Source organism: Nitrosomonas oligotropha, assembly GCF_009833085.1.
Lineage (GTDB): Bacteria > Pseudomonadota > Gammaproteobacteria > Burkholderiales > Nitrosomonadaceae > Nitrosomonas > Nitrosomonas oligotropha.
Genome location: NZ_QRBZ01000002.1, coordinates 58,248 through 73,306 on the forward strand (window position 1 = coordinate 58,248; position 15,059 = coordinate 73,306).

Consider the following 15,059-nt stretch of genomic DNA (forward strand, 5'->3'; position numbering starts at 1 on the left):
TTAATCATGTCAGAAACATTTGATGTAGCAGTAATCGGTGCCGGTCCCGGCGGTTATGTGGCGGCAATCCGCTGCGCGCAACTGGGTTTGAATACCGTGTGTATCGACGAATGGAAAAATCCCAAAGGCAAAGCCAGTCTTGGCGGCACCTGTTTAAACGTCGGTTGTATTCCATCCAAAGCGTTATTGGAATCCTCGGAAAATTATTTCCAGATTCAACACAAGGTGTCTGCGCACGGTATCACGGCGGAGAATGTATCCGTCGATGTTCCGGTGATGATTGCACGTAAGGATAAGATTGTGACTATGTTTACCACCGGCATTGCGTCGTTGTTCAAGAAGAACAAAGTGAAATCGATGCATGGCCGCGGAACCTTGCTGAAACGGGAAGCATCCGCCAATACCTGGCAGATCAAAGTGGACGATAACGGTACTGCCGAGACCATTCAGGCCAAACATGTCATCGTCGCGACCGGCTCGGTTCCGCGCCCGTTGCCTTTTGCCGAAGTGGATAATGTCAGGATCCTGGATAATGCCGGTGCCTTGGCGCTGACGGAAGTGCCCAAACGATTGGGTGTCATCGGTGCGGGGGTGATCGGTCTTGAAATGGGCAGCGTATGGCGCAGACTGGGTGCGGAGGTCACGATACTCGAAGCCATGCCGGGTTTCCTGATGGCAGCGGATGAGCAAATCGCCAAGGAAGCTAAAAGTGTTTTTGCCAAAGAAACGGGGCTGCAAATCAATACCGGCGTCAATATCAAATCGGTCAAAGTAACCGGAGATACGGTTACGGTCGGTTATAGCGATTCAAATAATCAGGAGCGGGTTCTGGAAGCCGACAAGTTGATCGTGGCCATCGGCCGGATTCCGAACACTGCGGGACTGGGTGTTCAGGAAAACGGTTTACAGGTGGACGAGCGCGGATTTGTTGTGGTCGATCAATACTGCCGTACCAATCTGGCTAATGTGTATGCCGTGGGTGACGTAGTGCGCGGCCCGATGCTGGCGCATAAAGCTTCGGAAGAAGGAGTGGCCGTTGCCGAAATGATCCAGCATGTGGAAAAAGGACAAACCGACGAACTTGAGGCTGTGGATTTCAATACGGTGCCATGGGTCATTTATACAGCGCCGGAAATTGCCTGGGTGGGGAAAAACGAACAGGAGTTAAGAGCGGCCGGTATCGCTTATAAAGCAGGCCAGTTCCCCTTTATTGCCAACGGTCGCGCCAGAGCCATGGGTGAAACCAGCGGTTTTATCAAAGTGTTAGCGGACGAGAAAACCGATCGCGTACTGGGTGTTCACATGATCGGCCCGCATGTGTCGGAGCTCATTTCGGAAGCGGTAATGGCGATGAAATTTTCCGCCAGCAGTGAGGATATCGCCTGCATAGTGCATGCGCACCCGTCGTTATCGGAGGTGTTTCACGAAGCTGCACTTGGCGTGGATAAGCGTGCGTTGCATATTTAGAATTACGGCTTGTAATTCTCGTATCACGGCACTCTTATCCAGGATTGTTGCGATTAGTTGCGGAATCAAATATTAGAAGCAGTGGGTCTTGTCCGGGTCAACCGTGCAAGACCAGCGTAAATGATGCATCCCAGCTATTTTATTCACGAGGTAGTCGGCACGGAGTTGTTTGTTTTGTTCCACGGATAGTGCAGCGGTTTCGGGCACAAAGCGTTCTTCGCTCCAGAATCTGATTCTACAGAATTGATCGGAAGGGCTGCAAAGCCGGTTGATGACCGCGCTGTAGATGGTCTTGTCGGTGTAGACCGCGTGATCGATGAGTACCAGATTAACGAATTTTCCAGAGGTGCCCAGTTCGACTTTCCGGACCAGACGCCATCCATTCCCGCTATCCAATTCCGATGCTGATTCGTCGTGGCTGTGGTCTTCGCCTTCATGAGCGAAAACGCTGAAAGGTAAAGCAAGTATCAAAAACAAAAAAACGCTAGGTAACAGTTTATGCATAAATTCTCCTTGGCGAATGCCAGTTCCATTATTTATTAATAAAATCTTAATCTCGTTTTAACGCATTGCTTCCAGATCAGTTTTTCTTCTCCGGAGCGTTCTTGCAGCGGGGCAGTATACTTGAAAATCAAGTTTTGAACATTATTGATGTTTGGTTTTACTGATAAACAAGCCATGTGATTAAACCAAGGGTGGAATGCACGGGAATGTTACTTGCAATAATGCGGGTGTGGCGTGCGGTGCTGGATTATTTAACCAACAACCAAAATGCCTGTTACAGATTGTTTTTAAATGAAAAAGAGAATTTGTGTCGTAGACGGGATATCCTAGATACCGGAAGAATTGAACTGATCGCTCGAATCCTTTGTACGGCAAACCGCTTAGGCTTAGAGTAAAGCAGAGCGCATTCTCCGGGATGGTTAGAACAATTACATTTGTAGCGTTTAACGGTTTCAGTTAAAATCCGCTTTTCCCAGGCGCGTAGCTCAGCTGGTTAGAGCACCACCTTGACATGGTGGGGGTCGTTGGTTCGAGTCCAATCGCGCCTACCAGAAAAATCTGGTAATTTCCTTCCATTATCTCTCCATTTGTGTCTGGACATGAATTGCCAACTTAACCAGCACAATAAACACCTCGCAAAACCAGGTTCTATCCGGTGTATTATGAACTCTCACAAGTTGATCGCATGAATCGAATGCAGGAATGAAACTAACTTGTAACCTGAGACTCAATGGCTAATAATTAATGCCTGCTGACAGCAGAGGCAAATTTTATGGAATGTGAATGTGTATAAAAGTGCAGTTTATAAACTAAAAACAGGTAATGCCAAGGTTGCAGGGAGAAGATAATGCGGTTTCAGAGCAATAGTAAAAAAAGAATTGCGGTACATTTTATCGGGATGCTGAGCTTATTGTCATTTGCCGCCGGTATTGCTGTGGCGGAACAAATCGGCAGTGTTTCAACCAAGTTCAAATTATTGGGCGCGAATGACAAAATCGTCATTGAAGCATTTGACGATCCCGAGATTCCCGGCGCGACCTGTTATTTAAGCCGGGCAAAAACCGGTGGGGTCGGTGGTGCGGTTGGTGTTGCCGAGGATACTTCCGATGCTTCGATCGCCTGCCGTCAGATCGGGCCGATTACGTTACCGGAAAAAATAAAGAATGGGCATGAAGATGGCAAAGAAGTTTTCAAAAAAGACACATCGTTGCTGTTCAAAACGTTACAAGTAGTACGGTTTTACGATGCAAAGCGGAATGTGCTGGTTTACTTGACTTACAGCGATAGAATTATTGAAGGATCGCCTAAAAACAGCATTTCGATCATTCCCATTACACCATGGCATTAATGGGAAGCGCGTGCGTAAACACGGAATTGTAAAATTAATTATTCTGATTGATGGTATTTAAGAATTCCTAATATTATAATTGCGGGCTATTTCTTACCCATTGCTTTTATTGGCTAACACTATTTCTCATGCAGTTATTCGCCTTCGGTATTAATCACAATACTGCGCCGTTAGATGTGCGTGAGCAGGTCACTTTTCCTGAAAATACGATGGAATTGGCGCTGAGGGATCTGGTCGGACGCAATCCGATTAAAGAAGCCGCTATTGTTTCCACTTGTAATCGCACGGAAGTCTATTGCTGCACCGATAAACCGGAAGATGCCATGGCGTGGCTGGCGGATTTTCATCATTTGCCAACGCGTGAACTGGATCCCTATTTATACAAATTTCCTCGCGAACACGCCGTAAAACACGCCTTCCGGGTTGCCAGCGGTTTGGATTCGATGGTGTTGGGAGAACCGCAAATACTCGGACAACTGAAAAGCGCGGTGAAATCGGCGGAACATGCCGGAACACTGGGCTTAATGCTACATAAACTGTTTCAACGCACCTTCTATGTCGCCAAGGAAGTGCGCACCTCGACTGAAATCGGCACCAGCTCGGTATCGATGGCTGCCGCCGCAGCGCGACTGGCCGAACGGATTTTCGGCGATATTAGCGAGCAGCGTGTATTGTTTATCGGGGCCGGCGAAATGATCGAACTGTGCGCCAATCACTTCGCCGCGCGCAATCCCAAGAAAATAACCGTAGCGAACCGTACTACCGAGCGCGCCGAAGCGCTGGCCGAGCGTTTCAATGCACAAGCGATTACGCTCAGCGAATTACCGGAACAATTGGCGTTGCACGACATTGTCGTGACATGTACCGCAAGTCCGTTGCCGATACTGGGTAAAGGCATGGTCGAACGTGCCATCAAAATCCGTAAGCATCGCCCCATATTCATCGTCGATCTGGCTGTGCCGCGTGATGTGGAATCGGAAGTAGCAGAATTGGATGATGTATTTCTCTACTATGTCGATGATCTGGCGGAGATTGTCAAAGAAGGGTTGGATTCGCGCCAGAATGCGGTGGCGCAGGCCGAAACGATCATTGATTCCAATGTGGTCGATTTCATGCGCTGGCTGGCGACGCGGGAAATGGTGCCAACCATTCGCGCCTTGCGTGACCAGGGCGAACGTTACCGCCGCCATGAATTGGCCCGGGCACAAAAACTGCTGGAAAAAGGCGAAGATCCGAAAAAAGTCATCGAAGCGCTCAGTAATAGCCTAACCAATAAATTTCTGCATGTACCGTCCAGCGCCTTGAATCAAGCGGCTGCGGATGAACGCGAGGAATTAGTCGAGCTGATCAACCGGTTATACCAGCTGCATCGTCCGCAATGAACAAAAACATCACGGACAGGCTCACTCGTCTGAGTGTGCGGTTGGAAGAATTAAATCATTTGCTCAGCAGCGAATCCGCCACCGCCGACCTGGACAGTTACCGCAAGCTCACGCGTGAACATTCAGACATCGTCCCCATCGTAGAACTCTACCGCGCCTACCAGCAAAGCGAGCGCGACATCCAAACCGCGCGGGAAATGCACGCCGATCTCGACATGCGCGCTTTTGCCGAAGCCGAGATACAAACCGGCAAAGAGAAACTGATCAAGCTGGAATCGGAAATACAAAAACAGCTGCTGCCGAAAGATCCCAACGATGAACGCAATATTTTCCTGGAAATCCGCGCCGGAACTGGCGGTGACGAATCCGCTTTGTTTGCCGGAAACTTGTTCCGGATGTATTCGCGTTATGCGGAAAGACGCGGCTGGCAAGTTGAGATCATTTCGCAAAGCTTGTCGGATATCGGCGGTTATAAGGAAATCATCGCCAAAATCATCGGCCAAGGCGCTTACTCTCGCCTTAAATTTGAATCGGGCGGGCATCGCGTGCAACGGGTTCCTGTGACGGAAACGCAAGGGCGCGTGCATACTTCGACCTGTACCGTGGCGGTTATGCCCGAAGCGGATGAAGTCAGCGAAGTGGTGCTGAATCCCTCCGAGTTGCGCATCGATACATTCCGCGCTTCCGGCGCGGGTGGCCAGCATATCAATAAAACCGACTCGGCCGTGCGCGTTACGCACTTGCCAACCGGCATTGTGGTGGAATGCCAGGATGGGCGTTCGCAACACAAAAACAAAGCGCAAGCGCTGAGTGTATTGGCAGCGCGCATCCATGCCAAGCAGATGCGCGAACAGCATGCGGAACAAGCCGCCACACGGAAATCACTGGTAGGCAGCGGCGAGCGCTCGGAACGGATCCGCACCTACAATTTTCCTCAGGGACGCATAACCGACCATCGCATCAATCTGACGCTCTATAAAATGGATCAGACCATGGATGGCGATATCGATGAGCTGTGTTCGGCGTTAATGGCCGAACATCAGGCAGAACTCTTAGCCGCTTCCGTGCAAGAATAATCAGCCGTACGGTTGATTATCCTGATTGCATCACTATGCAACCCATCACCATTTCCCAAGCATTAGCAGTTGCTTGCCGCGATATCGACCGGATCGATGCGCGCTTGTTGTTGCAGCATGTGCTCGATGCCGATCATGCGTGCTTGCTGACTCATCCGGATCGGATACTGACTGCGCAGCAATGGGACGAATTCTCGCAGTTGATTCAACGGCGGAAGGAAGGTGTGCCGGTGGCATATTTGACTGGGGAGCGGGATTTTTACGATTTGACACTCAAAGTCAGTGCAGCGGTTCTGATTCCGCGCCCGGAAACGGAATTACTGGTTGAACTGGCGTTGCAGTTGATTCCGCCTGATCAACCCTGCCGGATCCTCGATTTGGGTACGGGCAGCGGCGCGATCGCGCTGACCATTGCCAAACACCGCCCGCGCGCTCGAGTCACCGCAGTTGATTTGTCTCCGGCTGCGATTGCCGTTTGCCAATCGAACGCGCAGAATCTGCACATTCAAAATCTGCAACTCGTCACCGGCAGCTGGTTTGATGAACTTTCCGGGGAAAGATTTGATCTCATCGTATCCAATCCGCCTTATGTAGCGGACAACGACCCGCATCTGCAACAAGGCGATCTGCGTTTTGAGCCGGCACTGGCGCTATCCGCCGGTGATCATGGGTTGTCGTGTATTAGCCATATCATCGATAAAGCGCCGGATCATCTAATGAACAACGGATGGTTGCTGCTGGAACATGGCTACGATCAAGCGCCCGCGTGCCGGCAATTGTTGCAGGAGAAGGATTTTAGTAATATTTGTTCCCACCCGGATTTGGCTGGCATAATGCGCGTCAGCGGCGGTCAATTGAATTTTTTGATGTAAGCTAAAAGCAGGGCGCTAGTGTAGTAATTTAGAATGCGGTTTTTTGTTTCTGTATAAAACTTTTGGAATGATTTTTTGGAGAAATTAACACTATGAATGTTGAAGATTTAATTGAACAACAAGTAACCACGCACCCGGTCGTACTCTATATGAAAGGCACCCCGGACCAGCCGCAATGTGGTTTCTCAGCGAATGCTGTGAATATTCTGAAGGCTTGTGGTGTTGATAATATTTACGCTGTCGATGTGCTGGCCGATCCGGAAATCAGGCAAGGTATCAAGGATTATTCTAACTGGCCGACCATTCCACAATTGTATGTGAACGGCGAGTTTATCGGCGGTTCTGATATCGTCACCGAAATGTATCAAAGCGGTGAACTACAGAAACTGTTTGAAAATTGATAGCGGTTTAATCGATTCATTACGATTCAGTTTATTCGCATCGATGAATAAACTGAATCGTAATCGCAAATCCAGTCAATTCACCGCAGTCGCAATCACCCAATAGCGGGCAAATTTCCCCGCCGCAATAAATAACAAAGCCCACAGCCAATTAGCGCGTAACCATCCGGCTGCGACGCATAAAAGATCGCCAATCAGTGGCGCCCACGATAGTAACAAAATAGGCGTGCCATGCCGCCGCACCCATTCCAATCCCCGCGCAGTGCCTCCCGCTTTCTTGAGCACGGCTTTCTCATCTGGTAATAACCGGCCGATTAAATACGAGCTCATGCCACCCAAGGTATTGCCGGTCGTCGCTAAAATCAGCGCCTGCCAATGCAAATCCGGATACGCCAGCAACACCCCCACGAGCACCGCCTCCGATCCGCCGGGAAGCAGGGTGGCAGCGAGGAAACTGCTGGTGAATAACGCGAGTAGGCTTGATTGTTCGTCCATGAAGTCATACGGATGGTTGGTTTTTCAGAGGCACTAGTTTAACCCGAATCTGGATAGTCTTCTGGGTGTCTAATTATTCAATATAAGTGTTTTGAGCAGGATAAAACTTACCTAGCTGTAATTCTTGCCATTCTCTTTCCAGTTAAAACCAACAATGATGATTTTTGAAATTTCGATTAAATGGAAGTTGCAATCTAGACTTGCATTTTGAAAGTTACATGATTACACTAATGTAACTTGCTAGTAGCAAGTAACAAAAATTATCGAATAATGATTGAAAGGAGAAGCATCATGCCATTGTGGAAAATTTATCACCCTGCGGGATCATTGACTGCCGAAGACAAAAAGAAACTCTCGGAAAAGATCACAGATGTCTATGCGAGCATTCCTTTGCCAAGATTTTATGTGGTGGTTATTTTTGAAGAAATAGCAAACGATTCCTACTTTGTTGGCGGAGAGTTGCACAACAGGTTTATCCGGTTCAAGGTCGATCAGATCGCGCGAACTCTTCCAGGGCCGGTCATTCGTGAATGGTGGGTTAGAACACTTGATTCGGTCATAGCGCCTTATGTCAGGGACAAGGGATATGATTGGGAGATTTCGATTGACGAAACACCTTTTGATCTATGGTCGCTGCAAGGAGAGATTCCTCCTCCCTTTGAATCTGTGGCTGAAAAACGGTGGGTAAAAGACAATAAAGCAAGTTCTTATTCCTATGCAGAAAAACTTCCGGCGAATCTGGTTCTCGCTCCGGGAATCGTAGATCGCTGATTTTTAGTGGACTGATCTCAATCGAGATCAGTCTTTTTAAAAAGCGCAATAGCATGATCAGGGAAATTCTTGCATTCATTTAGGAGGATAGGATGACTTATCAAACGATTAATCCAGCCACAGGTAAGCTGATTACAACTTATGCGGGCATTTCTGCTCAGGACTTAAATGTTGCGCTTGATCAAGCGCATTCGGCCTTCAAAGCTATTTGGCGGGAATACTCAATCGTCGAGCGTGCCAAGATAGTTTCAACCGCAGCGGATCTCTTGCGCAAAAAGAGCAAGGAATATGCAGACTATTTGACACTGGAAGTAGGAAAACTTGCGATTGAAGCACAGGCGGAAGTCAGTCTCTCTGCGGATATACTGGACTACTATGCTAGAAATGCCAGTCACTATCTGAAACCGCGTATGCTTCCGGAATCTCCAGGAGCGGAATTGCACCTGGAACCCATTGGCATTCTGCTCGGTATTACCCCTTGGAATTTTCCTTACTATCAAATTGCCCGGATAGCGGGACCGCAGTTGATGGCAGGAAACGTACTCTTATTAAAACATGCGGAAAATGTGCCTCAATCCGCCCTGGCATTTGCCCGGCTTTTTGAGGAAGCAGGCGCACCACCCGGGGTTTATACTAATCTCTTTGCGAGTATTGACCAGATTGGGAAAATTATTGCAGACCCGCGTGTGCGTGGCGTTACGCTAACCGGCAGTGAACGTGCGGGCGCAGCAGTTGCAGAGCTGGCAGGCCGCAATCTGAAGAAATCAGTATTGGAAATGGGTGGTAGCGATCCATTGATCGTGCTTGAAGATGCACCACTAGAAACGACGCTGGATAGCGCATTGTTTGGACGAATGTTTGCTACCGGTCAATGCTGTGTTGGTACAAAGCGCATCATAGTCGTTGGTAAACAACGCGGAAAAGAATTTCTTGATGGCTTTGTACAACGAATGGCGGCTCTCAAAGCTGGAGATCCCCAAGATCCTGGCACCACGTTAGGGCCGTTATCATCTGAAAAATCACTCGACATGTTACTCAACCAGATCGCATTGGCTAAGCAGCATGGCGGCAAAGTTGCAACGGGTGGTAAAAGAATTGACCGACCCGGTTTTTATTTGGAACCGACCGTGCTTACCCATATTGAACAAGACAATCCCATTTATACGCAAGAATTATTCGGCCCAGTCGTATCGTTTTATAGTGTTAATAATGAAGAAGTAGCGGTTAATTTGGCGAATGACACGCCCTTCGGTTTAGGGGGGTCAATTTTTACAGCTGATGTAGAACGTGGTCGAAAGCTGGCAGAAAAAATTGAAAGCGGCATGGTTTTTGTCAACCAGCCCGTATGGACAGCCGCCGAACTACCATTCGGTGGCGTCAAAAATTCAGGCTACGGCCGAGAGTTATCAGCGCTGGGATTTGGAGAATTCATCAATCACAAATTGGTTCATGTGGCGCCATCAGGCTCTCCACCTTGGGGACCTGTCAGCTTAGGCTGAAAGAATCGATAGGTAGCAAATTTTGCTGGGCTGCTTCAGTGCCGAGTTTCCAGGTAGGCAATCCGGCGTAATCCGGTATACATTCCGGCATGATGAAGACCGATTCACATCAGATCACGCCGGAGCGCCTGCTGGCCAACCTCGAAATCAAACGTTTCACCAGCCGCGACGAACAGGAAGTTGCCGGTTATGCCGAGGCGATGGAAACCGTTTTTCAATCCTGGGCCGACATTCCCGTCACGGAAAATCACATCAAACAGCTCCATCGTGATCTCTTGCGCTACAGCGACAAGGACGAACGGCATCGCGGCGAATACAAGACGCTGCGCAATGACGTGGGAGCCTTCGACGCAGACGGAAAAATGATCGGCATCGTATTCGAGACCGCCTCACCGTTTGATACGCCGCGCCGGATGCGGGAACTGGTGCAATGGTTGAAAGACACCCGTGAGCTGGCGCGCCTTCATCCGCTACTGATAACCGGTATCTTCATTGTCACCTTCCTGGAGATTCACCCTTTTCAGGACGGCAATGGCCGCTTGAGCCGTATCCTGACCACGCTGTTACTGTTGCAGGCCGCGGCTATGCCTAGTGCCGTATTCGTCACTTGAAGGCATCATCGAGAACAGCAAAGAAAGCTATTATTTGGCCTTGCGCCAAACCCAAGGCACTATCCGCACCGAAGCCCCGGATTGGCAACCTTGGCTGCTGCTCTTTCTGCGCGCTTTACAGCAGCAAAAACGCCGTCTGGCCGTGAAAGTCGAGCGCGAGAAGAACGCATTCGCCATTCTGCCGGAGCTGGCGGTAAAAATCCTGGATTATGTGCGTGACCATGGCCGCGCCACTACCCGCGATATGGTACGTGAAACCGGCGCAAGTCCGAACACACTGAAAGCAACTTTCACGTCACTGGTAGAAAAAGGTCTTTTGGTTCGCCACGGCGGTGGGCGGTCGACTTGGTATAGCTTGCCCTAAGGAACGGGAGGAACCAAAATTCATTTCCAACCAACAAGGAAAGCTGTCAATAGTTGTTGTGGATGGTCAATGCGCAGCCAAGCATTTCATGGAATGTTAGAGCAGCAACTTTTTTGAAATGATAGTGTTCCTTGATGCGGCTATTCACTTGAAATGAATAGCCGGTAGGTGTTTCTAGAAACTGATATCTCTAAAATTTCCCGTGATTTTATTTCCACTAAGTTCAAAATTCGGCTGAAAAGCAGCAATTGATGTGGCGCTAGGATCAATATTGTTAAAAATAAACTTAACTTCAACAGGAACCCCTTGTATTGCCACAAAAGCTATATTTATGAATTCCCCTAGTCCACCACCTGATTTGCCAAGCGCTGTGACAGATGAGGTTTCGTATACTTGACTCAAATTATCATAAAGCTTACTGGTTGAACCGGCCATTGCGCTAATGCCGGCATCTTTATTAGGGCTTACAACCTTCGTCAGGCATGTTATTTGATTATGTCCCGAACGTGCGCAACCATGAAAATCAACCTTGATTCCTCCGGCAGACATCGTTCCCAACGCCGTAGGTGAAAAGGAAGTATCTTTCGGTGTTGCATTCAGTATCGAAAAAGTACCGGTTTGGAGATTGAGTTGCAAGGTAACACTCTCATAATTCGTTGTGCCATCGACTGAAACATCCGGTATGACCAAAATACCGTTGCTGCTGGTGAAATTAGAGGTGGCTAAGAGTGGGGGGGGGCACTACCAACAGTGCAACGGCAAGAAGTATTTTCTTCATTGTTATTGTTCCTTAGTGATTAAAATAAATAATGCTTGTTGTATTGAATGTCTGCCAGTTTTTGCTGACATCGGCATTTTATATGTAAACAGTCATAATGGAAGGTAGTCACTTGTAAAATTGGGGATATTTTTGTGATATACCGGGAAGTATCGGGCTTAAACGGATGATTTCCCGGTGTGTGGTTGCCTTGAAGTGATAAAAAATTGGATATATGGAACCGCCTTATCCGCTTCCCGCAGCGCCAAATACAATTTCTGAAACAGACCTTGCTCGCCGATCCGGATTTTTTTCAGATTCAAGTCCTTGTTTTTGATGTCGGCGAGCCATTCCGGTAGCACGCATACGCCGCGGTTGAGGGCGGTCATTTGCAGCATGATTTCGAGCGATTCGATTTGTTTCAGTTTATTGGGTTCGAGGTGTGCGGGGGTGAGGAAGTGGGTGAGGATGTCGAGCCGTTCCAGCGGTACCGGGAAGGTGAGCAGCGTTTCCTTGCTCAAAAGCTCCGGCGTGATTTGCGGTAAATCCGCCAACTGATGACCGGGTGCTACCAGCAGGACTAACTGATATTCCGCGAGGATTTCGTACGCAATATTGTCTTTCCGCACCAGGTCGGGTGTGATCAGTACGTCGATGTGGTGATTCAGCAAGCCTTCCAAACCGGAAAATTGAAATTTCTGCACGATGTCGACATCGATGCCGGGCATTTGCCGCATGTATTGACCGATCATGCCGGTGAGCCATTCAAAACAGGGGTAGCATTCCACGCCGATGCGCAGGATGCCTTGCCGGCCTTCGCCGTAGGCTTCGAGGGTTTTTTCGGTTTGTGCCAGCACCGGCAGCACTTGATTGGCGGCTTCCAATAACAGCTTGCCCGCCTGGGTCAGACGCAGGCTGCGGCCTTCGCGCTCCCATAGCGCCACCCCTAATTTCTTTTCCAGATAACTGATTTGATGCGATAGCGCGGGCTGGCTCAGGCAGAGCGCATTGGCGGCTTCGGTTAAGGTGCCGTTGGTGTGTAATGCTTGAATGATTTTCAGGTGGCTGTGTTCGATCATCTATGAGGGAACCTTATCGGAACATTAAAACTTATCATTATTATTCATTACTCATTGTTCATACAATAGCGCCACGATTATTAATCATAAGTGGTGATTGAACGATGGTAACGACACACAACCTTGGATTCCCGCGTATCGGCAGAAACCGGGAATTGAAATTTGCTTTGGAGAAATACTGGCAAGGCGCTATTTCCGAAGCTGCTTTATTGGCTAGTGCGAAGAATCTGCAAACGCAGCATTGGCAGGAGCAGTCGCAGCTCGATTGGATTCCGGCGGGTGATTTCTCATTGTACGATCATGTGCTGGATATGAGTTTCCTTCTGGGGAATATTCCCGCGCGCGTCAGTGCATTGCCGGGCGGTATGCTCGATCATTATTTCCGCGTGGCGAGAGGCCGTTCGGTCAGCGATCATGCGGATTGCGCTTGTGTTCACGCGGGGGAAATGACGAAATGGTTCGATACCAACTACCATTACATCGTGCCTGAATTGGCGCGGGATAAGCGTTTTTCATTAGATGCCAGCCGCTTGCTGGAACAAATCCGGCAAGCGCAGCAAATTCATCCGCGCGTCAAGCCGGTCATTCTCGGTCCGGTGACGTATTTATGGCTGGGAAAATCCAAGGATGGCAGCGATAAGCTTGATTTGCTCGATGATCTACTCGATGTGTACGCACATTTGCTGCAGGAATTTAAAAACGCCGGTGTTGAGTGGGTGCAAATCGACGAGCCGGTGTTGGTGATGGAGCTCGATCAGGCATGGAAGCATGCGTTGCGTAAAACGTACTATCAATTGCAGGCTGCGCCGGTCAAGTTGTTGTTAACTACTTACTTCGGGCAACTGCAAGACAATCTGCAATTGGCATGCGAATTGCCGGTCGCCGGATTGCATCTGGATGCGGTCGCGGCGCACGATGAAATCGCCAAGGTGATCGATTGGTTGCCCGTGCACAAAATCCTTTCCCTAGGCGTGATTAACGGCCGCAATATCTGGAAAACCGATTTGACCGCAGTATTGGATTGGTTGGAGCCTGTGTATGCGCGGCTAAATGAACGGCTCTGGCTTGCGCCGTCTTGCTCGTTATTGCATGTGCCTGTGGACTTGGAGAGTGAACAAAAGCTCGATCCGGATATCCGCTCCTGGCTGGCTTTTGCCGTGCAGAAATTGCATGAGGTGGATGTTCTGGCGCAAGCGCTGAATCATGGCCGGGCAAGCGTGGCTGAATTGCTGCGGGAAAATAGCGCCGCCGTCACCAGCCGCAAAGAATCGAAACGTGTGCATCAAGCCGCGGTGAAAGCGCGTGTGCTTGAAATCACGGATGCGATGGGTAGCCGTCAATCGCCGTATCAGCAGCGGGCAATTGCGCAGCGGAAGAAATTTCAACTGCCGCTTTTCCCGACTACCACCATCGGATCGTTTCCACAGACGCAGCAAATCAGGCAAACGCGCCGTGATTTTCGTGAAGGCAAATTGGCTGAGCCGCAGTACCGCCAGGCCATGCGGAGCGAAATCGAACTGTGTGTGCGTGAGCAGGAAGTGCTGGGCTTGGATGTGTTGGTACATGGCGAGCCGGAACGTAACGATATGGTGGAGTATTTTGGCGAGCAATTGGAAGGTTACACTTTTACCCAGTTCGGTTGGGTGCAGTCGTACGGGTCGCGGTGCGTCAAGCCGCCGGTTATTTATGGCGATGTGTCGCATGTCAGAGCGATGACCACGGAATGGATTCAATACGCCCAATCGCTCACCAGCAAGCCGCTGAAAGGCATGTTGACGGGGCCGGTAACGATGCTGAATTGGTCGTTCGTGCGCGATGATCAATCGCGTGCGGAGACTTGCTTGCAATTGGCGTTGGCGATACGCGACGAGGTACTGGCCTTGGAAAAAGCGGGTATTCGCATGATTCAAATCGACGAAGCCGCGCTGAGAGAAGGGCTGCCGCTGAGAAAATCGCAGTGGAACAGTTATCTCGACTGGGCCATTCGCGCCTTTCGCATCACCGCCAACGGCGTCAGGGACGAAACGCAAATTCATACGCACATGTGCTATTCGGAATTCAATGACATTATGGAAGCGATCGCACGCATGGACGCCGATGTCATCACCATCGAGACTTCCCGCTCAGCTATGGAATTGCTCGATGCCTTTGACCGGTTTCAGTATCCAAACGAGATCGGTCCGGGGGTGTATGATATCCATTCGCCCAACATCCCGTCGGTCGATTCGATCGTCGATTTGATGAAAAAGGCCGCGCAACGCATTCCCGTCGAGCGCTTGTGGGTGAATCCGGATTGCGGATTAAAAACACGCAATTGGGAAGAAGTAAAACCGGCATTGCGCAATATGATTGCTGCCAGCCGCTATTTGGCCAATCAATTGAACATCGCGCAAGCCAGCTAAATTTGACTTGCCGGTGTTATTTAGCGATGAT

At 49.5% G+C, this 15,059-nt stretch carries 15 protein-coding genes and 1 tRNA gene; 12 read left to right on the forward strand and 4 right to left on the reverse strand.

The features are described 5' to 3' along the window. Positions 1 to 6 precede the first annotated feature (6 nt). Positions 7 to 1,467, forward strand: a complete 1,461-nt coding sequence (gene lpdA / locus ABD07_RS00605) for a dihydrolipoyl dehydrogenase (RefSeq protein WP_160816671.1) — start codon at positions 7 to 9, stop codon at positions 1,465 to 1,467. Positions 1,468 to 1,539: 72 nt separating this feature from the next. Here lpdA and ABD07_RS00610 read toward each other — a convergent pair whose 3' ends face one another. Next, the gene (locus ABD07_RS00610; RefSeq protein WP_108698462.1) at positions 1,540 to 1,971 is read right to left on the reverse strand and encodes a hypothetical protein; all 432 of its coding nucleotides are present in this window, start codon (positions 1,969 to 1,971) and stop codon (positions 1,540 to 1,542) included. Positions 1,972 to 2,445: 474 nt separating this feature from the next. Between ABD07_RS00610 and ABD07_RS00615 the strand changes: the two genes are divergently transcribed. The 6 genes from ABD07_RS00615 to grxD all read left to right on the forward strand — a co-directional run bounded on the left by ABD07_RS00615 (position 2,446) and on the right by grxD (position 7,050). Continuing rightward, positions 2,446 to 2,522, forward strand: a tRNA-Val gene (locus tag ABD07_RS00615). Positions 2,523 to 2,818: 296 nt separating this feature from the next. Further along, a complete protein-coding gene (locus tag ABD07_RS00620) occupies positions 2,819 to 3,319 on the forward strand; it encodes a CreA family protein (protein WP_160816672.1) in 501 nt (166 codons plus the stop codon). Positions 3,320 to 3,447: 128 nt separating this feature from the next. Continuing rightward, on the forward strand, positions 3,448 to 4,701 hold the full coding sequence (gene hemA, locus ABD07_RS00625) for a glutamyl-tRNA reductase (RefSeq protein WP_108698464.1): 1,254 nt from the start codon (positions 3,448 to 3,450) through the stop codon (positions 4,699 to 4,701). Further along, positions 4,698 to 5,777 carry a peptide chain release factor 1 gene (gene prfA / locus ABD07_RS00630; RefSeq protein ID WP_108698465.1) on the forward strand — a complete coding sequence of 360 codons (1,080 nt, stop codon included), beginning with the start codon at positions 4,698 to 4,700 and terminating at the stop codon, positions 5,775 to 5,777. The genes hemA and prfA overlap by 4 nt, the downstream gene beginning before the upstream one ends. Before the next feature lie 35 nt (positions 5,778 to 5,812). After that, positions 5,813 to 6,649 (forward strand): peptide chain release factor N(5)-glutamine methyltransferase, encoded by an 837-nt coding sequence (gene prmC, locus ABD07_RS00635; protein WP_160816673.1) that lies wholly within the window; start codon positions 5,813 to 5,815, stop codon positions 6,647 to 6,649. A 92-nt stretch (positions 6,650 to 6,741) separates the two neighbouring features. Then, positions 6,742 to 7,050 (forward strand): Grx4 family monothiol glutaredoxin, encoded by a 309-nt coding sequence (gene grxD, locus ABD07_RS00640; RefSeq protein ID WP_108698467.1) that lies wholly within the window; start codon positions 6,742 to 6,744, stop codon positions 7,048 to 7,050. A gap of 75 nt (positions 7,051 to 7,125) precedes the next feature. Here grxD and ABD07_RS00645 read toward each other — a convergent pair whose 3' ends face one another. Beyond that, on the reverse strand, positions 7,126 to 7,545 hold the full coding sequence (locus tag ABD07_RS00645; protein WP_160816674.1) for a YqaA family protein: 420 nt from the start codon (positions 7,543 to 7,545) through the stop codon (positions 7,126 to 7,128). 291 nt (positions 7,546 to 7,836) lie between these two features. On the opposite strand from ABD07_RS00645, the gene ABD07_RS00650 reads away from it, so the two are divergent. From ABD07_RS00650 to ABD07_RS15250, 4 genes are all read left to right on the forward strand, one after another. Next, positions 7,837 to 8,316, forward strand: coding sequence for a tautomerase family protein (locus tag ABD07_RS00650; protein ID WP_160816675.1), 480 nt, complete (start codon positions 7,837 to 7,839; stop codon positions 8,314 to 8,316). 92 nt (positions 8,317 to 8,408) lie between these two features. Continuing rightward, positions 8,409 to 9,815: an NAD-dependent succinate-semialdehyde dehydrogenase gene (locus ABD07_RS00655; protein ID WP_160816676.1), complete on the forward strand. Its 1,407-nt coding sequence runs from the start codon at positions 8,409 to 8,411 to the stop codon at positions 9,813 to 9,815. 89 nt (positions 9,816 to 9,904) lie between these two features. Beyond that, positions 9,905 to 10,426 (forward strand): Fic family protein, encoded by a 522-nt coding sequence (locus ABD07_RS14860; protein WP_240142349.1) that lies wholly within the window; start codon positions 9,905 to 9,907, stop codon positions 10,424 to 10,426. Beyond that, complete coding sequence (locus ABD07_RS15250; RefSeq protein WP_338040425.1) at positions 10,407 to 10,790, forward strand: Fic family protein; 384 nt, start codon at positions 10,407 to 10,409, stop codon at positions 10,788 to 10,790. Before ABD07_RS14860 ends, ABD07_RS15250 begins: the two co-directional genes overlap by 20 nt. Positions 10,791 to 10,964: 174 nt before the next feature. Here ABD07_RS15250 and ABD07_RS00665 read toward each other — a convergent pair whose 3' ends face one another. Both ABD07_RS00665 and ABD07_RS00670 read right to left on the reverse strand, forming a co-directional pair. Continuing rightward, positions 10,965 to 11,426 carry a hypothetical protein gene (locus tag ABD07_RS00665; protein ID WP_160816677.1) on the reverse strand — a complete coding sequence of 154 codons (462 nt, stop codon included), beginning with the start codon at positions 11,424 to 11,426 and terminating at the stop codon, positions 10,965 to 10,967. Between the two features lie 300 nt (positions 11,427 to 11,726). After that, on the reverse strand, positions 11,727 to 12,626 hold the full coding sequence (locus tag ABD07_RS00670) for a LysR family transcriptional regulator (RefSeq protein ID WP_160816678.1): 900 nt from the start codon (positions 12,624 to 12,626) through the stop codon (positions 11,727 to 11,729). Positions 12,627 to 12,730: 104 nt separating this feature from the next. Here ABD07_RS00670 and metE point away from each other — a divergent pair, with 104 nt between their 5' ends. Further along, complete coding sequence (gene metE, locus ABD07_RS00675) at positions 12,731 to 15,028, forward strand: 5-methyltetrahydropteroyltriglutamate--homocysteine S-methyltransferase (protein WP_160816679.1); 2,298 nt, start codon at positions 12,731 to 12,733, stop codon at positions 15,026 to 15,028. The last annotated feature ends 31 nt before the right edge of the window (positions 15,029 to 15,059 follow it).